The organism is Neisseria sp. HMSC03D10 (assembly GCF_001807625.1).
Taxonomy (GTDB): Bacteria; Pseudomonadota; Gammaproteobacteria; order Burkholderiales; family Neisseriaceae; genus Neisseria; species Neisseria mucosa.
In genome coordinates, this window is sequence record NZ_KV789547.1 from 26846 (window position 1) to 47536 (window position 20691).

Sequence of the window (20691 nt, forward strand, 5' to 3'; positions counted from 1 at the left end):
CCGTACTGGTTTAAAGTTAATCCACTATACTGCGAAAAAGACGATAAAGGTCGTCTGAAAACCCGAAACGAAAACACCATGAATCCTTTAATCACCGACTTCCAAACTCCGCAACAACGCACCCCTGTCATCGTTGCCCTTGATTTTGCCAACGAAAAAGACACGCTCGGATTCATCCGCAACCTTGATCCGACCTTGTGCCAAATCAAAATCGGCAAAGAGCTGTTTACCGCTACGGGACGCAGTTTGGCGGAAAGCCTGATCCATCAGGGTTTCAAACTCTTTCTCGATTTGAAATACCACGACATTCCCCACACCGTCGCGCAAGCCTGCAAAGTTGCCGCCGACATGGGCGTGTGGATGGTCGATATGCACGCATCGGGCGGCCGCCGCATGATGGAAGCCGCCGCCGAAGCCGTTGCCGGATACGGCACGAAGCCGCTCTTAATCGGCGTAACCGTATTGACCAGCATGGAACAAAGCGATTTGGCGGAAATCGGTTTGAACATCGCCCCTGAAGAACAAGTCATCCGCTTGGCGAAACTGGCGCAAAGTTCGGGCTTGGACGGCGTGGTCTGTTCCGCCCAAGAAGCCGCGCCGCTGCGCCGCGAATTAGGACAGGATTTTGTCTTGGTAACGCCCGGCATCCGTTTGGACGTTGCCGGCAACAACGACGACCAACGCCGCATTATGACACCAGCCGAGGCATTGGCAGCGGGTTCGACTTATCTGGTGATGGGTCGCCCTGTTACCCAAGCCACCGATCCGGTAGCCGTATTGCGCGAAGTGAACCGCGTGGCGAACCTTGAAGCAAACTGATTTTCAGACGACCTTACAGGTTGAGGCCGTCTGAAAAAACACAACGGAGGCAATATGCCCACCAAGTTCCAACAAGAAACCCTCAAATCCCGTTTCGCGCAAGCCAAAGTCCTTGTTGTCGGCGACGTGATGCTCGACCGCTATTGGTTTGGCGATGTGTCCCGTATTTCGCCCGAAGCGCCCGTGCCGGTGGCGAAAATCGGACGAATCGACCAACGGGCGGGCGGTGCGGCGAACGTCGCGCGCAACATCGCTTCGTTGGGCGGCAAAGCAGGGCTGTTGTCAGTAACCGGCGACGACGAAGCCGCCAATGCACTCGACGCGCTGATGGCGCAAGACGGCGTCGCTTCCTATCTGATGCGCGACAAACAAATCGCCACTACCGTCAAACTGCGTGTCGTCGCCCGCAACCAGCAGCTTATCCGCCTTGATTTTGAAGAGCATCCCAACCGCGAAGTGTTGGAGCAGATCAAGCAGAAATACCGCGAAGTATTGCCCGAATACGACGCAATCATTTTTTCAGACTACGGCAAAGGCGGCCTGTCGCACATCTCCGATATGATAGATTGGGCAAAACACGCAGGTAAAACCGTATTAATCGACCCCAAAGGCGACGATTACGAAAAATACGCCGGCGCCACGCTGATTACACCCAACCGCGCTGAATTGAAAGAAGTGGTCGGCAGTTGGAAAAACGAAAGCGAGCTGACCGAAAAAGCGCAAAACCTGCGCCGCCACCTCGACCTGACCGCTGTTTTACTGACCCGAAGCGAAGAGGGCATGACCCTGTTCAGCGAAGGCGAACCCATTTACCAGCCCACCCGCGCCCAGGAAGTTTACGACGTATCCGGCGCAGGCGACACCGTCATTGCCGGAGTGGGCTTGGGGCTGGCGGCAGGCTACACCATGCCCGAAGCCATGCACCTCGCCAATACCGCCGCCGGTGTCGTCGTCGCCAAACTCGGTACGGCGGTTTGCTCGTTTGCAGAGTTGAACAAAGCATTGGAAGAGCAGTAATTTCTTTTTCAGACGACCCCGTCTTTCCAAGGTCGTCTGAAACGAGTGCAACGAGTTTCGCCAAAACCAAAAAACAAAGGAAACCCAATATGACCATCATCGTAACAGGCGCGGCCGGCTTTATCGGCAGCAATATCGTCAAAGCCCTCAACCAACGCGGTATAACCGACATCGTCGCTGTCGACAACCTGACCCGTGGCGAAAAATTCAAAAACCTTGCCGAGTGCGAAATCGCCCACTACCTCGACAAACACGAATTCATCCGCCAAGTGCGCGGCCATCTTCTGCCTTACGAAAACATCGAAGCCGTCTTCCACCAAGGCGCGTGTTCCGACACCATGAACCACGACGGCCTCTACATGATGGACAACAACTACCAGTACACGCTCGACCTTTTGGACTGGTGTCAGGACGAACGCATCCCCTTCCTCTACGCCTCCAGCGCCGCCGTCTACGGCAAAGGCGAAATCTTTCGCGAAGAGCGCGAACTTGAAAAACCGCTCAATGTGTACGGCTACTCCAAATTCCTGTTTGACCAAGTATTGCGCCGCCGCATGAAAGAAGGCCTGACTGCCCAAGTCGTCGGCTTCCGCTACTTCAACGTCTACGGACAACACGAACAACACAAAGGCCGCATGGCATCCGTCGCCTTCCACCATTTCAACCAATACCGCGAACACGGTTACGTCAACCTGTTCGGAGCCAACGACGGCTACGGCAACGGCGAACAAACCCGCGACTTCGTCAGCGTCGAAGACGTCGCCAAAGTCAACCTCTACTTCTTCGACCACCCCGAACTCTCCGGTATCTACAACCTCGGCACAGGTCGCAGTCAACAGTTCAACGAACTCGCCGCCGCCACCGTCAACGCCTGCCGCGCCGCCGAAGGCAAACCTGAACTGAGCTTAAAAGAGCTGATAGAAGAAGAACTTATCCGCTATATCCCCTTCCCCGACGCGCTCAAAGGCAAATACCAAAGCTTCACCCAAGCCGACATCACCAAACTGCGCGAAGCCGGATACAAGGAAGAATTTTTGGATGTCAAAGCAGGCGTCGGGCGCTACGTCAAATGGATGCTGGAAAATTTGGCTTAATTTGAAATGCCCATAAAAGAGGTCGTCTGAAAACTCGGATTTGAGGTTTTCAGACGACCTTTTATTGAACTGCCACTTTATTCAGCGATACAGGGAAACGATGGTTTCGGCGGCTTTGACGCAGCTGTCGACATCGGCAACTAAGGCAATGCGGACGTAGCCTTCGCCTGGGTTACCCCATTCGGTATCGCGGGCGAGGAAGCGGCCGGGGAGGACTTGGATGGCGGCTTTTTGCCAGAGATTTTTGGCAAATGCCAAATCATCGCCGTTCGGTACTTTCAGCCAGATATAGAATGATGCGTCGGGCAGTTTGACATCGAATGCCTGCTGCAAAATGGGGATGACGCGGTCGAATTTTTCCTGATACAGGCGGCGGTTGGCGATGACGTGTTCTTCGTCGTTCCATGCGGCGATGCTGGCGCGTTGAACGGGGATGCTCATTGCGCTGCCGTGGTAGGTGCGGTAGAGCAGGAAGTTTTTAAGCAATTCGGCATCGCCTGCGACAAAACCGGAGCGCAGTCCGGGGACGTTAGAACGTTTGGAGAGGCTGGTGAACATGACGATATTGCGGTTGCTGCGCCCTAATTGCGCTGCCGCCTGTAAGCCGCCTATGGGTTTGTTGCCGTCGAAATAGATTTCGGAATAGCATTCGTCGGAAGCAATGATGAAACCGTATTTGTCTTGCAGATCAAAGATTTCTTGCCAGTCTTCCAGTTGCAGGACGCTGCCGCTGGGGTTGTTGGGCGAGCAGACGAACATGACTTTGGTGCGTTGCCATACGTCTTCGGTGATGCTTTTCCAATCGGGCTTGAAGGACGGGGCAGGGCAGTTGGCAAAACGGATTTCGCCGCCGCCGAGAATGGCTGCGCCTTCGTAGATTTGGTAGAACGGGTTGGGGCTGAGGACGATGGGTTTGAGGTCGTCTGAAACGGGGTTTAAGACGGTTTGAACGAAGGAAAACAAGGCTTCACGGCTGCCGAGTACGGGCAGGACTTCTGTATCGGGGTTGACGGTCAGTCCGTCGTAACGGCGGCGCATCCAGTCGGCACAGGCTTGGCGCAGCTCGGGCAGGCCTGCGGTCAGAGGGTATTTTTCCAGTTCGTGCAGCGAGGCGGTCAGCGCATTGGTGATGACTTCGGGGGTAGGGTGTTTCGGTTCGCCGATATGCAGGTGGACGGGGGTGACGCCTTCGGGAGGGTTAACGCCCTGCATGGCTTCGCGCAGGCGGGCAAACGGATAGGGTTGGAGCTGGTCGAGTAGTGGGTTCATGGGTGTTCCAAATGTCTATCGAGACGGTCATCTTAGCATTTTTTATGCGGATTTTGTTGACAATGTGTGCAGGAAAAGGGAGGCAGCGTTAGGAAAAGGTCGTCTGAAAATCGGTTTCAGACGACCTTTTTAAGCATCACGCGATTTGCAGGCAAAATATATTGGATTAACTTTAAACCAGTACGGCGTTGCCTCGCCTTGGTCCTGATTTAAATTTAATCCACTAAAAAAGGGCACATTGAAATATGCCCTTTTTTAGCGTTCATCTGCGGGTATGAATTATTTGGCTGCTGCGGGAAGAGCACCGTTAAGCAAGTATTGGATGGTTTCTTGAACCGTGCGGATGGCGTTGCCAAACGGTAACGGGTCTTTGCCTCGGAAAAACAAGCCTTTATCGACTTCGCCACGGAAGGCGGCGGAGAGTTGGATGTCAATGCAGAATTGTCCGGCTTTTGCCAAACCGTCGCGCAGGCCGCAGCTGGTCAGACAGTTCAAGCCTTGCGTACAGCGGCGCGGGTCGGCTTTGGCATTGGCTTGTAGCTTGGATTCGCGTTTGATGTAGCTGTCTAGGAATTTGGTGCGCACACCGCGTGCGGGCAGTCCGGCGACGGACATAAATTCGACAACATGCTCGGTTTCTGCGCCTGCCAGCGTTTTTTTGAAGTTGATGTGGGCATCGCCTTCTTCGGTAACCGCAAACGCCGTGCCGATTTGGACGGCGGACGCACCCCAGTTTTTCAGGGCAGTTTTGACTTTTTCAAAGTTCGCCATGCCACCGGCGAGGATGAGCGGGATTTTTTCACTTTCAAGACCTAAGTTTTTGAATACTTCGAAAGTTTCTTCGATGACGCGTTTGAATTCAAACTTGGCATCGTTCACACCTGCCACGCTTGCCGCGCCCAAGTGTCCGGCAGCGTGTGCAGGATGTTCGATAACGATGGCGTCGGGCAAAACGCCTTTTTTCATCCAGCGTTTCAATACGATGCCGATACCGCGCGATTCGGACAAAATCGGGAACAGGGCGACATCTTTGTGATAACCCTCGGTCATTTCGGGCAAATCCAGCGGCAATCCCGCGCCCATCACAATCGCGTCCGCACCCGATTCGCAGGCTTGGCGGACATAGGCAGCGTGGTCTTTGACGGCTTTCATGACGTTGACGGCAATCATGCCTTTGCCGTTTGCGTCGGCTTTGGCTTTTTGGATTTCGCGGTCAAGCGCGGTACAGTTGAGTCGGGTGTATTTTTCTTCACTCGGGTTGATTTTGGATTCGGCGAGCAGGTCGTCATGCAGGTGGCGCAAATCGACGCTGGCAATCGTGCCGACACCGTTTTCGCGGGCGACCGCGCTGGAGAGTTTCGATGCGGAAACGCCCACGCCCATCCCGCCTTGGACGACGGGAATCAATGATTTGCCTCGGATGTGCAATGGGTCGAAGTTGTTTTGCATGTATGGGTTCCTTGATGGTTGCGGGTGGTGTTTTTAATAGACGGTATCTGTATCGAGGTTGCTTTTATCGGCTAAATGACGCCTGTTTTAAGATTTTAGGAATTATACTCTAATCAAATAGGAAATTAGAGTTTTAATACAGTTTCTTTGTTAAAATAATCTTAATATATTGTTAATTAAGAAATTATTGTTTTGGTTGTTGGCGGTGTGCTGCGGCATTTTTTGGGACGAATGCGTCGCTTAAAAATCGAAAAGGTCGTCTGAAAACCTGATTGGGCGTTTTCAGACGACCTTTGCTTTGTCGGTAAAGGTTCGGGCTGTTTACGGACGGTTGGCAGCTATATGGTAGCGCGTTTCAAATGCGGCTTCTTCTCCCGCGTCCAGCTTGATTAACCCTAAGCCGTTGTTGAAGCAGTCGGGTGCGCCGCTGAGGTTTTCGATGGCGATGGTGTCGCGGGTCGATGGGGTGAAGATTTGCAGGTAGGGATAGGATGCGTCGGGGTAAATGCTCAGGGTCAGCCCGTTGCCTGAAAGCGTGCAGGCGGTGGGTTTTTGGCGTGCTAAGACAAAGCTGTTGTCCAATTCGATGCCTGCCAGGTTTGAGGTCGTCTGAAAACGGGTGTCGTCAATTATGCTGCCGTCGGGAACCAAATCGGCATCGAAGCCCAAGCGTTTGCTGCTGTCGATTTCCAGCGACCAATCGTCGGTTTTGCCGCCGAGTGTGAAATAGGGGTGCCAGCCGTCTGCGAGCGGCATGGCGGTTGCGCCTTGGTTGCGGACGGTGGAGCGGATGCTTAAACCGTCTGCGCTGAGGCGGTAGCGGACGGTCAGGCTGAAGGGGAAGGGATAGCCGCTGTCGTCTTGTGCGTAATCTGCGCGGATTTCGACTTCGGCGGATTGGCTGTCGGCATGGCTGTTGACGAGGGCGAACTCGCGGTCATACATCAAACCGTGTGCCGCGTGTTCGGCGAGTTTGAATTTGCCGCACTGATATGCTTTGCCGTCAAAGCTGTATTTGCCGTGGCGCAGGCGGCAGGCGTACGGGCTGAGCTTGCCGCTGCGGAACCATTCGGTCAGGCTCTCGCAGGCGTGTTGCGGGGTGTCGTAGGCTTTGACGATGTTGAACCACGTGCCGTCGGGGCGGCGGATTTCGTAGCGGTTGAGCAGCCCGCCGTAGAGATAAATTTCCGCACGCAAATCGGCTGAGGCGAGCAGCAGGCGGTCGTTGTCGGTTTTGAGTGTGAACATGAAGCGGCTCCTGATGGTGGTTGAGGCAGGGTGTATAAAAGGTCGTCTGAAAAGTTTTCAGACGACCTTTGCGGTCAGGATTTCTTCCGCCGGCGTTCGCCAGGCAGCAGCATGTCCGCCCATTTGATGATGTTGGCGACTTCGGCGGGGTTGAGTTCGTAGAACTGTCCGCGTTTGAGGCGGTTGGGCAGGCCGATGGGGCCGAAGCCGACGCGCACGAGGCGGCTGACGGTGAGGCCTTGGCTTTCGAATATGCGGCGCACTTCGCGGTTGCGGCCTTCTTTAATCACGACGTTGTACCATTTGTTCGCGCCTTCGCCGCCTTGTTCGTAGATGCGTTCGACTTTTGCCAAGCCGTCTTCGAGCATCACGCCTTCTTCGGTGAGGCTGCGCATTTGTTCGGTGGTCAGCCCGCCCAGTACGCGCACGGCGTATTCGCGTTCGACTTCGAAGCTGGGGTGGGCGAAACGTTGGACGAGTTCGCCGGAGGTGGTCAGGATGAGCAGGCCGCTGGTGTTGATGTCCAAGCGTCCGATGGCGACCCAGCGGCTGCTGGCGGCCTGCGGCAGGCGGTCGAAGATGCTGACGCGGCCTTGCGGGTCGTCGCGGGAAACGATTTCGCCTTCTTGTTTGTAATACAGGATGATGCGCGGCAGGCGGTCCGCCCATTTAAGCTTGATGATGCTGCCTTTGACGGTAACGTGGTCGTCGGGGGTGACTTTGTCGCCCAGTTGTGCGGTTTTGCCGTTGACCGTTACCCAGCCGTTGTTGATCCATTCTTCCATTTCGCGGCGGGAGCCGACGCCGGACGCGGCAAGCACTTTTTGCAGGCGTTCGGGTTCCATGCGCGACAGGTCGCTGCGGCGCTCTTTCAAATCGCGCGCGCGTTCCATGATTTTTTGGTTGGGATTGCGGACGACGAGTTTTCTGGCTTTGGCGGCGCGCTGTTTGGGGGCGTTTTGCGGCTTGAGGTCGTCTGAAACTTTTTGTCTGTAAGGTTTGGAAGCGGCTTTCCGCGTTTCGTCTTTGGGACGGGATTTGCTTTTGAAAGGTTTGGCGGTTTTCTTGGCAGACGGGGCTGCGCCGTCGCGCCATTGGCGTTTGCTGGTGGGTTGCTTGGACATGGGGTTCTCCTAACGCGTTTGATGGCAGCGGGTTGAATTTGAAGCAGGACAAGGCAAGTCAAATTCAACCCGCTGCGGAAAACGGTTCTTCTGCGGCGGTAGCGGCAGGATAAGTTACGGATAAAAGGCCGCCTGAAAACGAATGAAACGAGTTTTACTAAAACGTTTTTATATTTCAGACGACCTTTTGCTGGAGTCGGGATTTTACCCTATCGGCTTGAAGCTGTGGGAAGTTTAAGGCGACAGCCGCTCGCGTATCCAGTTGCCGTCAACCAAGCGGTATTGGATGCGGTCGTGCAGGCGGCTGGGGCGGCCCTGCCAGAATTCGATGCGGTCGGGAATGACGAGATAGCCGCCCCAATGCGGCGGGCGCGGGACGTGCAGCGGGTGTTTCGCGCCCACTGCCGCCGCTTTGGCAACCAACATCGCCTTGCTCGACAACACTTCGCTTTGCGCGCTTGCCCATGCGCCGATGCGGCTGGTGTAGGGGCGGCTGTCGAAATATTCGTCCGAAGCGGCGGCATCCAGTTTTTCGATTCGCCCTTCAACGCGCACCTGCCGCTCCAGCTCTGGCCAGAAAAATGTCATGGCGGCAAACGGATGCGCGTCAAACGAGCGTCCTTTGCGGCTTAAGTAATTGCTGAAAAACACAAATCCCTGCGGATTGACTTCTTTCAGCAGCACCATGCGGCTGTTCGGCCTGCCGTCTTCGCCCACGGCGGCGACGTTAACGGCGGTCGGCTCGTTGACTTGCGAATGAATCGCCTCGTTCAGCCATTGCTCGAACTGGACAATCGGGTCGGCATGGCATTCCGATTCCGACAGTTCGCGCTTGCTGTAATCTTCGCGGATATTGTGCAAATCCATGATGTCCTCCGATACTCACGTTTGTTTGAATGAATCATACCCCGTTTTTTCAGACGACTCCAACGATAGGGAGGGGGAATATGTGTATAATCCGCGTCAAATCAAATGAAACGGAAAAAACCATGCAAACCGAAGTCGAACTGAAAATCCTCAATCCGAAAATGGCGGACAAACTGCCCGCCTACGCCACGCCGGGTTCCGCCGGACTGGACCTGCGCGCCTGTTTGGACGAAGCCGTTATCCTGCAACCGGGCGATACCTATCTCGTTCCGACCGGTCTGGCGGTTCACCTTGCCAATCCCGACTACGCCGCCGTTTTGCTGCCGCGTTCCGGTCTGGGACACAAACACGGCATCGTCTTGGGTAACTTGGTCGGACTGATCGACTCGGACTATCAGGGCGAACTCAAAGTCTCCGTGTGGAACAGGGGCAAAGAAGCGTTCACCATCGAGCCGATGGAACGCATCGCGCAAATGGTCATCGTTCCCGTCGTCCAAGCCTCGTTTAAAGTCGTGGACGAATTTGCCGCCAGCGAACGCGGCGAAGGCGGCTTCGGCAGCACGGGCAAAGCCTAAACCGCCTGTTCACATACAAAGGTCGTCTGAAAACTTGCGATGCGGGTTTTCAGACGACCTTTTTGCCGTATTTGTATTGCAGGCTGAAATTGATAGAACATGCAGTATTGGTTACAATTTCGTTTCTTAAAATTTTTTAACGTTTGAAAACGTATAGAAAGACTGTAATGGCTGAAACAATGAAAAAACAGGTGGACTCGCCTGATTTGGTGTACGGTTTGGAAGACAAACCGCCATTCGGAAATGCCTTATTAAGCGCGATAACGCATCTTCTGGCGATTTTTGTGCCGATGATTACGCCCGCGCTGATTGTGGGCGGCGCGCTGGAATTGCCGGTGGAGATGACGGCGTATCTCGTGTCGATGGCGATGGTTGCGTCGGGTGTCGGCACTTATTTGCAGGTCAACCGTTTCGGGCCGGTCGGTTCGGGGATGCTGTCTATCCAGTCGGTGAATTTCTCGTTCGTTACCGTCATGATTGCACTCGGAGCAGGGATGAAAGAGGGCGGTTTGACTAAGGATGCGATGATTTCGACGCTGTTGGGCGTGTCGTTTGTCGGCGCGTTTTTAGTGTGTTTCTCGGCTTGGCTTCTGCCGTATTTGAAGAAAGTGATTACACCAACGGTCAGCGGCGTGGTCGTGATGCTGATTGGTCTGAGTTTGGTACACGTCGGCATTACCGATTTCGGCGGCGGCTTCGGTGCGAAGGCAAACGGCACGTTCGGCTCGATGGAAAACTTGGGGCTGGCGTCGCTGGTGTTGCTGATTGTGTTGATATTCAACTGCATGAAAAATCCGCTGTTGCGTATGAGCGGCATCGCAGTCGGGTTGATTGTCGGCTACATCGTCGCGCTGTTTTTGGGAAAAGTAGATTTTTCCGCACTGCAAAACCTGCCGCTGGTTACGCTGCCAGTACCGTTTAAATATGGTTTTGCTTTCGACTGGCACGCATTTATTGTGGCGGGCGCGATTTTCCTGTTGAGTGTGTTTGAGGCGGTCGGCGATTTGACCGCGACGGCAATGGTGTCCGACCAGCCGATTGAAGGCGAAGAATACACCAAACGCCTGCGCGGCGGCGTGTTGGCGGACGGTTTGGTATCGGTAATTGCGACGGCTTTGGGTTCGCTGCCGTTGACCACTTTCGCGCAAAACAACGGCGTGATTCAGATGACCGGCGTGGCTTCGCGCCATGTGGGCAAATATATTGCCGTGATTTTGGTGTTGCTGGGTTTATTCCCCGTGGTCGGACGCGCGTTTACGACGATTCCGAGTCCGGTTTTAGGCGGCGCGATGGTTTTGATGTTCGGCTTGATTGCGATTGCGGGCGTGCGGATTTTGGTCAGCCACGGTATCCGCAGGCGCGAGGCGGTGATTGCGGCAACGTCGGTCGGTCTAGGCTTGGGCGTGGCGTTTGAACCGGAAGTGTTTAAAAACCTGCCTGTCTTGTTCCAAAACTCCATTTCCGCCGGCGGCATTACGGCAGTTATCCTGAACCTGCTTTTGCCGGAGGATAAAACCGACAAAGTCGTCAAAATCGATACCGAGGGGTTGGAGCATTAAGTTTCAAGCGTAAACGAAAAGGTCGTCTGAAAATTTGATTTTCAGACGACCTTTTTGATAATCCTATTACATAAATATGACATTCGTGGAATAATCCGAAAACTTTAAAAAGCAGGCAACAATATGATTAAAAATAAGAAAATAATTTTTACGATTTTAACTTTAGTTATCTCTTTCTCAATTTATTTTTTCAGCAATTACCGTATCTTCTTCTCTCCTTTTGAAATCCTCAGCAACAAAACCATAGAACAGAATCTGCAAGGGATTTGCGTGGATGAGGGAAGGAAATTGAGCAAGGAAGAGTTGCTGAGGCGGGCTTTGGTCAGCTATTTCGCACATGAGTCGTCGGGGCAGTATTTCGATGACCCATCTGACTACGCCTGGAAGGACAGATGCCCCACGGAGAAATCGTGTCAGTTGTATATGATGCCGGCCATCGAGATGGGGGATTATATCTTTGACAAGGAAAAAAGAATCTCGCTATTAAAGGCAAGGAATAATGGAGTTACATTCAGCAGGGCGGATCAGTTTTTTCCAAAAAATGTCCGCTACCAATCGCACAAGCTCCCTTTCGGATTTTATGCCTCAAACAGGTTCAGTTCTTTTTACCCCTATGACTGCTGCGGTATCAAGGAAAAGTCAGAGTTGTTGAAAGCTGATTATCCGTTCAATGGCACACCCGATTTATTGGAGCAAAGAGGGTTAGGAAATTATTTTTTAGATTTAAAAATAATTAATTCAAATTTAACAGATAAAATGGAAGTATATTATATGAGATATATCATAAATAATTGTGGATTATATCTTCCTGAAAAATATTCTTCTGTAAAAGGCGATTATACAAAGCATATGACTACAGATTATGGTTTCCATATTAATGAGAATTGGATTCAAGTGGTTACAGAAATTCCTGTTGGCTGTATAAAATGGAGTAATGGAAAACCTGATGACTCTGTAACGCGTTTACTTTTTAAAAGATTGGATTATATTTTCAACTACCAAACCATTTGGAATGGTAATGATTTTTACAGTTGTCTCAAAAAACCTTAGACTACACGAGGAAATGCAATAATGTCTCAAACTAAAAAATTTGTTTTGGATTTGTCTGGAAATTATACAAGCGAAGTATTGTATGAGACGTATTCATTTGGTTGTTTAGGTTTAGTGTAGAAATGTTGTTTGAAAATTCCAGATGACCTTTTATATCAGAAATATAACCACTGGGTAAAAACGCTTTGTCTTTTTATTCCATTTGTGTAGAATATTCAAGCTGATAGATATTTGATTATCCTAATGATAAATTAGGCAATTTTATTGTTATAAATGATGGAACGGTTATGGCAGCAGTTGCTTATTACATTTTTATTTTAGTCATTGGAATTATTCCTGGGTTTAGGATTGGGGTAAGGTTTTACAGAAAAAGGCACTCGGAAAGAAAGAGAAAGGTAAGGACTTAAATTATGATAGGTATTCTTCTCCTGATTCTTCATATTATTGTCTTTGTGTCAATCGGGTTTGTTCTTGGTGCAATATTTGAATGGCAGAATACAAAATGGAATATTCTTCATTCTAATAAAAAGAGAAAAATATTTTATATTTTAGGGATGGTCATTGGCTTTGTTTTGATGTTTGGAGATGAGCTGATTGGGGAGATTCAAATGAAAAATATCTGCAATTCAAATAAAATGGTTTTTGTTTTCCCTGTTGAAGATTTTAAACATAAAGATTTAATAGAGTTAGATAGTAAGTATCTAAAATTACAAGGAAGTGCTGTTCCTGTACGTTATTATGTTCGTAAGTATGGGAGTGATGATAAAAAAATTTATATTATTTCTAAATCTTATATGGCATCTGGGGGGTGGGTTTCACGTTTAAATGAGTCCGTAATTGGAAGTTCAATTGGTCCAATGTGGATTTCAGATTGGAATAAACATTGTAATTCTATGGATTATAAAAGGCTAAAAGATTTATATGATGTTAAAATCATTAATTTAAATAATTAAATTTAGGAAATATTATGAATCATATTCAGGAAATTTATATTAGCTCGTTGCTAGCTGATGCAGTTTATACAGATATTCAGAAACTTAGGAATAATAGTGCTCGGGATAATATGGAGGATATAATGTCAGAACGTATGTCCTCGTATCAAGCTAAATTCATTGCTAATAATTTTGAGATTGTTGCTGCTTTAGAAAAAAGTGACCTTTATCAAAATGGTTTCGCGGCAGCAGTATGGAAAGGTAGAGCTAATACTCCTTATGAGGGGAAGCTTTTTGTTTCGACTAGAGGAACAGAGCCGCTTACAGATTTTATTACTGATGCAGACCTTGCTTTAAATGTTGCAGCACAGGCACAGATTGTGGAGATGACTAATTGGTGGAATAGAATTACTACACCAATAAATCAGCAAGTACTTCAAATTATAGATTCATCTATTCTAGGACGAAACCAGGACACAAAAAGCCGTTTTATTACAGAAAAGGTATCGGGTTTAGGTTTAATTGATATAAACTCAACAGGAGAAAAGTTATCTGTTGTTGTTAATGGACATAGCTTGGGAGGACATCTTGCCTCTTCATTTGCTCGCATTTTTGCTGATAGCGTGAAGATTGAAGCTGTTAATACATTTAACAGTGCAGGATTTATTTCTTCCAGTGAATCATTTTTTAAAGAAGTTGAAAAAGCTTTGTATCTGCCTAAAACCAAATTTTTCAAGGAGCAAAACAATTATTTTACGGAACACGGTATCAACGTCACAACTAACGATTGGTGGTTTACTCAAATAGGTAAACGCCAACCAATCTTTAACGAAAAGGATTCAAATCCTATTAATAACCACTCTATGTATAAAGTTACCGATGCTTTGGCATTGGGATATACACTATCATTGCTCGATAAAAATTTGACATTAGAAAAAATTAATCAACTCTTCAATCTATCTAGCAACAAGTCTGAGGCATCATTGGAAAATGTTTTGGATTTTGTCAGGAGTATTATTATTGGTAAAGATGCTAAATTAACAACTGTTGGAGATGTTGATAAAAATGCAGCTTCTCGAGAAGAGTACCATAAAAACATTGTTGAATTAAGAGGGAGAATTGAGTCCTTGGTAGAAAATGGACAAAAATTTGAATTTCTAAAATTGAATCTGGAAATTGCCAAAACAGATTCTGCCGAAGGTATGGCAATGCGTTATGCTTTGAAAGAATTAAGCCCGTTTGCCTTAGTTGGTTTTGACTATAGTAAGTTCAATGCAGATGGTACATTGGGGCTTTATTCTGCTGTCAATCCAAACGGAATGACTGATCAATATTTAGAAGCGCGTTTCAAAATGGCGGGAGTTTGGGAAAGATTCGCAGCCAAGGATATAGATTATGAGCCTTTGGAATCTAGAGGAGAGGATAATGGACGTTATCTGGATTTGCAAAAAGATATGAAGCTGGAAGTTGCCGATTATATGAATAAGGTTTCTTATAAATTTACTTTATTCGGCAACACTGAAAATAATAATTTGATTGGTGGTTTAAATGAGGATAGATTATTTGGTAGTAACGGCGACGATGTTTTAGACGGACGCGCAGGTTCAGATTATCTTGAAGGCGGCAACGGCGACGATACCTACCGTATCAACGGTTTTGACAATGTCTTCGACAGCGACCGAAAGGGGGCAATCGTGTTTTCAGACGACGTCCGCGCGTCCCGTTTTATCCGCAACAGCGAAAGCGACGATACCTGGCTGAGCGTGGGTGCGGACGGTAAGCCTGACGGTTTGATGACGGCGGTGCGTCCTGCGCTTTCTCATTCACTGCTGGTGAAGCACGGCAAGGATATGGCGGTCATTCGCGGTTTCTTTGAAGGCGAGAAATCGGATGTTTCGGCTTTGGGGATCACATTGACGACCAAAGAGAAGCCTGCCATGCCCGATTCGGAGGCCGGGGAAGGCTCTTTGGTGCGTACCGACGGGGTCGGCGCGGCGGACAAGTACAATGTGTTCTATGCAAATGCGCAAGACCGTTGGTTCAATCTGACGGGCGGCAATAAAGACGATGTGCTGTTTGCGGGCGGTGCGGGCAGGCTGTCGGTGTCGGCAGGTGCAGGCAACGACCGTGTGTACGGAAGCTACGGCGCGGACGTCATCAACGGCGGCGAGGGCAACGATTTGTTGAACGGAAGCAATTTTGCGGGCAACAAAACCGAGGCGCAGAAGGCGGAAGACCGCGACATCATCATCGGCGGCGCAGGCCGGGATTTGATTTACGGCGGCGTGGGCGACGATGTGATTTATTCGGAGCTGACGGACAGCCATCTGTCGGAAACGGGTTCGTCCGAACGCGGCGACTGGGTTGCTGCGGGCGAGGGCAATGATGAGGTTTTCGGCAGCGCAAACCGCGATTTGATTACGGGCGGCGAAGGCAGCGATACGGTCTTCGGTGGCGCGGGCGACGATGTGATTCTGGGCGACGGATTTGTGCGCGCCGGCAGCCGCGGACACTATATTTCCACGGGTGGCGGGGACATTTATTTCAATTACGGTACGGTTGCGCCCGTCATGCCGTTGGTGCCGGGCTTGGTCATGCCGCGTCCGGTGCGGATTCCTGCCGGTACGCTGAGCTACGAATATACTTGGGGCGACGGCAAATGGGATCCGAACTATCTGAACAGCGTAAGCCGTACGCACAACGATACGGATGCTTGGGATGTTGTGATTGACGCCGAGACCGGCGATTACGCGCTGACGGCGAAAATTGCGCCTTCGGACAATGTACACCGCGTTGCTGCGGGCGGTGCGGCGGATGTGCTGCATGGCGGCGCGGGCAATGATTTGCTTGTCGGTCAGGACGGCAACGATGTGCTGTACGGCGGTTCGGGCAATGATATTTTGTGGGGCGACGACAACCGCGACGCTGCGGTATCGGGAGACGATTATCTGGACGGCGGAGAGGGCGACGACAGGCTCTACGGCGGCAAGGGACACGATACGCTGGCAGCGGGCGCGGGACGCGACCTGCTCGACGGTGGCGAGGGTTTCGATTCTTATCTCTTTGCGTCCCGCGATTTGCAGAATGCCGATGATGTGAAAACCATACGCGATGCGGGCGGGGAAGGCGCGATCTTTATCGACGGCGTTTCGCTCGACAGTACGGTTTGGACGGCGGATGCCGATAAGCCTGATGTTTGGCATTCGGCGCAAGGTTGGACGCTGGCTTTGATGGGCACAAGCCTGGTTTTGACGGGCGCGACGTTCCAAGGACAGATTGCGATAGAGAATTTCCGCGATGGAATGTTCGGATTGGCGTTGCCTGCACCCAATGCTGCTCCGCAGGCGGATAAGGCAGTTGAAACTTTGTCGGTATCGGCGGATAAGCTGTTCAGCCATCAACTTGCGGATGATTTGTTCCGCGACGATAAGGGTATCGTGCGCTATGAATTGACTTTGGCGAACGGCTCGCCCCTGCCCGAAGGTTTGGTGTTTGATTCGGCAAGCCGTACTTTGAGGCGGCAAATTGTCGTCTGAAACGGATAAATTGGTTCTGAAAATCAGTGCGTTCGATGGCGAGGGTTTGTCGGCGTCCCAAGATTGGACGTTGGCAATCGGGGCGGAAAACCATGCGCCCGAAGTGCAGGGTCGTCTGAATACGCAATACGCACGCGCGGGACAGGAATGGAAGTTTGCATTGCCGGAGGGATTGTTTGCCGATAAAGACGGCGATGCGCTGACTTACCGCGCGACGCTTGCCGATGGCGGCAGACTGCCTGAGGGCATGGATTTTGACGGTAAACGCGGCGTATTCGGAGGCAGAGTTCTGCAATCGGGCAGCTTTGATTTGAAAATTACGGCAGCCGATACGCAGGGCGCAACGGCAGAAGCCGCTATGCGCTTGGAAGTATTGGGACGTGCGTCGGGACAGGACAGGATTTTGACCGGAACGGACGGCGAAGACATACTGCACGGCGGCTCGGGCAGTGATGTGCTGGCAGGCGGCGCAGGCAATGATATGCTGTATGGCGGTATCAACAGCAGCGATGTTTACCTTTTTGCAGCGGGACACGGACACGATACCGTCAGGGATGCGACTTATCAGGGCGGTAAATTTACCGATACGCTGCGCTTCGATGGCGCGGTTTCCGGTTCGGCCAGATTTATCCGCAGCGGCAACGATTTGACCGTCAAGGCATACGGCGAAGACGATTCGGTAACGGTCGCCAATTATTTCCAGTCGGTTGCCAACCGTCATGTACGTTTCGAGTTCGCTGATAAAACCTTGGATGCGGAAGCCATGAAAACGGCGGCTATGGAAATATATGGCTCCGATACAGGCGCGACGCTGACGGGCTGGAACGGCAACGATACGATTCATGGCGGCGCGGGCAACGATAAAATTTACGGTGGCTACGGCAAAGACACGATTATCGGCGGGAAAGGCGATGATTATCTGGCAGGCGGTATCAACACTGCGGATACTTACGTTTTTGCGGCGGGACACGGCAAAGATACAGTAGCCGACGGCTCAACCCGCGCAGGCGTGTTTACCGACCGTTTGGTGTTTGAAGGGGGGAAACAGGCAGATGCCGTGTTCGTACGCGCCCAAGACAGCCTGCTGATCCGTGCTTTCGGTGAAGGGGATGAGGTGAAGGTTGAGCATTACTACGCTTCGGCACAATCGCGCGACCTCAGTCTGAGTTTTGCCGATCAGATGGTGAGTCCTGCACAATTGTACGAACGGGTACAGCATATTGTCTGATTGAAAGCTCGTGGAATGCTTTAAGGTCGTCTGAAAACCTGGAAACGGGTTTCAGACGACCTTTTCTGTTTTTGAGATTTGAACTGGGGCGAACTGGCCATTCGATAATGGCGGTATTTTGTCTCATAAAGCGCCGTCTTCCGCATTAAAAATGCTCGTAAGATGTTCAATCTTGCTGTGCTTTTTGCCTTGAATCCGGCATTTTCTGTGCCCAAAACCGACTCATTTCAAATTGTCAGTCTGCCTTGAAGCAGGTCTTTGCCATAACGGAGTTTGCTTATCACGACTTATTTTTCGCATTGGAAGCCGGTCTTGATTTGTAATTTCAATATGGAGAATTATTAAAAACTATCATATAGGTTTGTTGCATTGTTAAATAAAAATACCATATCTTGTGTTCTTATGATTTAATTCACACCATATATTGTATTTATGGGTAGCAGGTCATGGCGGTGTTGAAATTCACAATCGAGCAAATTGTATGGCAGGAAGTGCCGGGCGAAGTGTCGCTGGCGTTTCTGTTTTCAGGCTGCCCGCTGCGCTGCAAAGGCTGCCATAGCGCCGATGCGTGGAAAGAAGGTATCGGCACGGAATTGACCGAGGATTATTTGAAAGGCCGTCTGAAACGCTATCGCGGGCTGATTAGCTGCGTGTTGTTCATGGGCGGGGAATGGCAGCCGGAAGTCTTGCAGAAAATGTTGGGTATTGTGACGCAGGCGGGTTTGAAAGCCTGTTTGTACACCGGTTTGGAGCGTGAGGAGCTGGAGGCGGTTTCAGACGGCATCCTGCCTTATCTGACGTATCTGAAAACCGGCCGTTGGCAGATGGAGCTGGGCGGCTTGGACAGCCCGACAACCAATCAGAAATTTATCGATTTGCGCACGGGCGAGGTGTTGAACCGCTTGTTTATCAAAGACAAACCTGCGCCCAAAATCATCCCGATTACAACTCAGCCGCAGGCGGTCGCTTTTCAGACGGCCTGAGGCTTTTTATCCAACCCACACAGGAGGACTTAACATGATTCGGCTGCATCCCGAACAGTTAAACGGCAAACTGCAATTCATGCACGACTACATCAGTGCGCAAAACGCGGCGGACGGCTCGAAAATGGACGCCAATGCCAACGTTACCCAGAAAAACATCGCCACGATGGAAGCGGAAATCATGAAAGACTTTTTCGTGCAGATTAACCGCGCCCAAGTGTCGCGCAAAATCGCCGAAATTTTCGACCAATCCGTCGCCGACGAATACATCCGCCAGATTGAGGCGCATGAGATTTATGTCCACGACGAAACCAGCCTCAAGCCTTATTGTGTGTCGGTTACGCTGTATCCCTTCCTGCTCGACGGCTTAAGCAAACTCGGCGGCGAATCCAAAGCGCCGCAGCATTTGGCTTCGTTTTGCGGCTCGTTTATCAATCTTGTGTTTGCCATCAGTGCGCAGTTTGCCGGTGCGGTGGCGACGGTGGAATTTCTGACTTATTTTGACTACTTTGCCCGCAAAGACTACGGCGACGATTATTTGGAAACCCACGGCAAAGAAATCGCCAACCATATGCAACAGGTGGTATACAGCATCAACCAGCCCGCTGCTGCGCGCGGCTATCAGAGCGTATTCTGGAATATTTCCGTTTACGATCAATACTATTTTGATGCGATGTTCGGCGATTTCGTCTTCCCCGATTTCAGCAAACCGGTGTGGGCGAGCGTGGCGAAGCTGCAAAACTTCTTCCTCAAATGGTTCAATCAGGAGCGCACCAAAGCCGTTTTGACCTTCCCCGTCGTGACCGCTGCGATGCTGACCGACGGCGGCAAATGCAAAGACACCGTGTTTGCCGACGAAATGGCGAAAGAGTTGGCGGAAGGCAATTCCTTCTTCGTTTATCTTTCCGATAATCCCGACTCCTTGGCTTCCTGCTGCCGCCTGCGCAATGCCATCGAAGACCGCACCTTCAGCTACACACTCGGCGCGGGCGGTGTGGCGACCGGTTCCATCAACGTCATCACCATCAACATGAACCGGCTGGAACAAGACGGGCGCGACCTTGCCGCAGAAGTCGCCAAAATCCACAAATACCAATACGCCTACCGCAAACTGATGGAAGAATACCAAGCCGCCGGAATGCTGCCCGTTTACGATGCAGGCTTCATCACGCTGGACAAACAGTTCCTCACCATCGGCATCAACGGCATGGCGGAAGCCGCCGAATCACACGGCATCAAAGTCGGCTACAACGACGACTACATCAACTTCGTCCAAGGCCGTCTGAAAACCATATTCGAAGCCAACCAAGCCGCCAGCAAACACTACGGCGTGAAGTTCAATACAGAATTCGTCCCCGCCGAAAACCTCGGCGTGAAAAACGCCAAATGGGACAAAGCCGACGGCTACAAAGTCAGCCGTGAATGCTACAACTCCTATTTCTACGTCGTCGAAGACGAAGAAATCAACGCGCTCGACAAATTCCTGCTGCACGGCAAAGAACTGGTGGATTGGCTCGACGGCGGCTCCGCGCTGCACCTGAACCTCGACGAAGCCCTGCCCGAATCCGGCTACCGCTCGCTCTTGGACATCGCCGCACAAACCGGCTGCAACTACTTCTGCGTGAACGTGCGCATCACCATCTGCAACGAATGCGGCCACATCGATAAACGCACCTTGCACGCCTGTTCCGCTTGCGGTTCGCACGACATCGACTACGGCACCCGCGTTATTGGCTACCTGAAACGCGTATCCGCCTTCTCGAGCGGACGGCGCAAAGAACATGCGCTACGGCATTACCATCGTAAAGCGGCTTGATGGTATTGAATAGATAAAGGTCGTCTGAAAACTGGTTTGGGTTTTCAGACGACCTTTTAGGTTTTGTCTATGACTTTATAAAGGATGGAAGAGTTTTATAGTGGATTAACTTTAAACCAGTACGG

General features: G+C 51.0%; 16 protein-coding genes. 11 read left to right on the forward strand and 5 right to left on the reverse strand.

Annotation, left to right across the window (positions count from 1 at the left end; genetic code table 11):
- Positions 1 to 78 precede the first annotated feature (78 nt).
- From pyrF to rfaD, 3 genes are all read left to right on the forward strand, one after another.
- Positions 79 to 819: an orotidine-5'-phosphate decarboxylase gene (gene pyrF, locus HMPREF3066_RS06825; RefSeq protein WP_070441444.1), complete on the forward strand. Its 741-nt coding sequence runs from the start codon at positions 79 to 81 to the stop codon at positions 817 to 819.
- Between the two features lie 54 nt (positions 820 to 873).
- Positions 874 to 1836, forward strand: coding sequence for an ADP-heptose synthase (gene hldA, locus HMPREF3066_RS06830; protein WP_009173596.1), 963 nt, complete (start codon positions 874 to 876; stop codon positions 1834 to 1836).
- 89 nt (positions 1837 to 1925) lie between these two features.
- Positions 1926 to 2930: an ADP-glyceromanno-heptose 6-epimerase gene (rfaD, locus tag HMPREF3066_RS06835; protein WP_070441447.1), complete on the forward strand. Its 1005-nt coding sequence runs from the start codon at positions 1926 to 1928 to the stop codon at positions 2928 to 2930.
- 81 nt (positions 2931 to 3011) lie between these two features.
- Here rfaD and dapC read toward each other — a convergent pair whose 3' ends face one another.
- From dapC to pdxH, 5 genes are all read right to left on the reverse strand, one after another.
- A complete protein-coding gene (dapC, locus tag HMPREF3066_RS06840; protein ID WP_070441450.1) occupies positions 3012 to 4199 on the reverse strand; it encodes a succinyldiaminopimelate transaminase in 1188 nt (395 codons plus the stop codon).
- A 279-nt stretch (positions 4200 to 4478) separates the two neighbouring features.
- Positions 4479 to 5648: an NAD(P)H-dependent flavin oxidoreductase gene (locus HMPREF3066_RS06845; protein WP_003778674.1), complete on the reverse strand. Its 1170-nt coding sequence runs from the start codon at positions 5646 to 5648 to the stop codon at positions 4479 to 4481.
- A gap of 321 nt (positions 5649 to 5969) precedes the next feature.
- Entirely contained in the window at positions 5970 to 6896 is a 927-nt protein-coding gene (locus HMPREF3066_RS06850; RefSeq protein WP_070441453.1) for an aldose 1-epimerase, read from the reverse strand.
- A gap of 74 nt (positions 6897 to 6970) precedes the next feature.
- Entirely contained in the window at positions 6971 to 8020 is a 1050-nt protein-coding gene (locus HMPREF3066_RS06855) for a pseudouridine synthase (protein WP_070441456.1), read from the reverse strand.
- Between the two features lie 234 nt (positions 8021 to 8254).
- The gene (gene pdxH / locus HMPREF3066_RS06860; RefSeq protein ID WP_009312166.1) at positions 8255 to 8887 is read right to left on the reverse strand and encodes a pyridoxamine 5'-phosphate oxidase; all 633 of its coding nucleotides are present in this window, start codon (positions 8885 to 8887) and stop codon (positions 8255 to 8257) included.
- A gap of 122 nt (positions 8888 to 9009) precedes the next feature.
- On the opposite strand from pdxH, the gene dut reads away from it, so the two are divergent.
- The 8 genes from dut to nrdD all read left to right on the forward strand — a co-directional run bounded on the left by dut (position 9010) and on the right by nrdD (position 20566).
- Positions 9010 to 9462 carry a dUTP diphosphatase gene (gene dut / locus HMPREF3066_RS06865; RefSeq protein WP_070441477.1) on the forward strand — a complete coding sequence of 151 codons (453 nt, stop codon included), beginning with the start codon at positions 9010 to 9012 and terminating at the stop codon, positions 9460 to 9462.
- A gap of 167 nt (positions 9463 to 9629) precedes the next feature.
- Positions 9630 to 11021: a nucleobase:cation symporter-2 family protein gene (locus HMPREF3066_RS06870; protein ID WP_070441459.1), complete on the forward strand. Its 1392-nt coding sequence runs from the start codon at positions 9630 to 9632 to the stop codon at positions 11019 to 11021.
- 123 nt (positions 11022 to 11144) lie between these two features.
- Positions 11145 to 12071 (forward strand): hypothetical protein, encoded by a 927-nt coding sequence (locus HMPREF3066_RS06875; protein WP_070441462.1) that lies wholly within the window; start codon positions 11145 to 11147, stop codon positions 12069 to 12071.
- A 410-nt stretch (positions 12072 to 12481) separates the two neighbouring features.
- Positions 12482 to 13024 (forward strand): hypothetical protein, encoded by a 543-nt coding sequence (locus tag HMPREF3066_RS06880; RefSeq protein ID WP_049226197.1) that lies wholly within the window; start codon positions 12482 to 12484, stop codon positions 13022 to 13024.
- Positions 13025 to 14211: 1187 nt separating this feature from the next.
- Positions 14212 to 16539 (forward strand): hypothetical protein, encoded by a 2328-nt coding sequence (locus tag HMPREF3066_RS12325; protein ID WP_321178919.1) that lies wholly within the window; start codon positions 14212 to 14214, stop codon positions 16537 to 16539.
- Positions 16529 to 17767 carry a putative Ig domain-containing protein gene (locus tag HMPREF3066_RS06890; protein ID WP_070441468.1) on the forward strand — a complete coding sequence of 413 codons (1239 nt, stop codon included), beginning with the start codon at positions 16529 to 16531 and terminating at the stop codon, positions 17765 to 17767. The genes HMPREF3066_RS12325 and HMPREF3066_RS06890 overlap by 11 nt, the downstream gene beginning before the upstream one ends.
- A 446-nt stretch (positions 17768 to 18213) precedes the next feature.
- On the forward strand, positions 18214 to 18750 hold the full coding sequence (nrdG, locus tag HMPREF3066_RS06895) for an anaerobic ribonucleoside-triphosphate reductase activating protein (protein ID WP_070441471.1): 537 nt from the start codon (positions 18214 to 18216) through the stop codon (positions 18748 to 18750).
- Between the two features lie 34 nt (positions 18751 to 18784).
- Complete coding sequence (gene nrdD, locus HMPREF3066_RS06900; RefSeq protein WP_070441474.1) at positions 18785 to 20566, forward strand: anaerobic ribonucleoside-triphosphate reductase; 1782 nt, start codon at positions 18785 to 18787, stop codon at positions 20564 to 20566.
- Positions 20567 to 20691 lie beyond the last annotated feature (125 nt).

Coding starts and splice junctions, on each gene's coding strand:
- rfaD (WP_070441447.1), top strand. CDS start 1,926: ATGACCATCATCGTAACAGGCGCGGCCGGCTTTATCGGCAGCAATATC.
- HMPREF3066_RS06880 (WP_049226197.1), top strand. CDS start 12,482: ATGATAGGTATTCTTCTCCTGATTCTTCATATTATTGTCTTTGTGTCA.
- HMPREF3066_RS12325 (WP_321178919.1), top strand. CDS start 14,212: ATGCGTTATGCTTTGAAAGAATTAAGCCCGTTTGCCTTAGTTGGTTTT.
- HMPREF3066_RS06850 (WP_070441453.1), bottom strand. CDS start 6,896: ATGTTCACACTCAAAACCGACAACGACCGCCTGCTGCTCGCCTCAGCC.
- dut (WP_070441477.1), top strand. CDS start 9,010: ATGCAAACCGAAGTCGAACTGAAAATCCTCAATCCGAAAATGGCGGAC.
- dapC (WP_070441450.1), bottom strand. CDS start 4,199: ATGAACCCACTACTCGACCAGCTCCAACCCTATCCGTTTGCCCGCCTG.
- HMPREF3066_RS06855 (WP_070441456.1), bottom strand. CDS start 8,020: ATGTCCAAGCAACCCACCAGCAAACGCCAATGGCGCGACGGCGCAGCC.
- HMPREF3066_RS06875 (WP_070441462.1), top strand. CDS start 11,145: ATGATTAAAAATAAGAAAATAATTTTTACGATTTTAACTTTAGTTATC.
- pdxH (WP_009312166.1), bottom strand. CDS start 8,887: ATGGATTTGCACAATATCCGCGAAGATTACAGCAAGCGCGAACTGTCG.
- pyrF (WP_070441444.1), top strand. CDS start 79: ATGAATCCTTTAATCACCGACTTCCAAACTCCGCAACAACGCACCCCT.
- nrdD (WP_070441474.1), top strand. CDS start 18,785: ATGATTCGGCTGCATCCCGAACAGTTAAACGGCAAACTGCAATTCATG.
- hldA (WP_009173596.1), top strand. CDS start 874: ATGCCCACCAAGTTCCAACAAGAAACCCTCAAATCCCGTTTCGCGCAA.
- HMPREF3066_RS06845 (WP_003778674.1), bottom strand. CDS start 5,648: ATGCAAAACAACTTCGACCCATTGCACATCCGAGGCAAATCATTGATT.
- HMPREF3066_RS06870 (WP_070441459.1), top strand. CDS start 9,630: ATGGCTGAAACAATGAAAAAACAGGTGGACTCGCCTGATTTGGTGTAC.
- nrdG (WP_070441471.1), top strand. CDS start 18,214: ATGGCGGTGTTGAAATTCACAATCGAGCAAATTGTATGGCAGGAAGTG.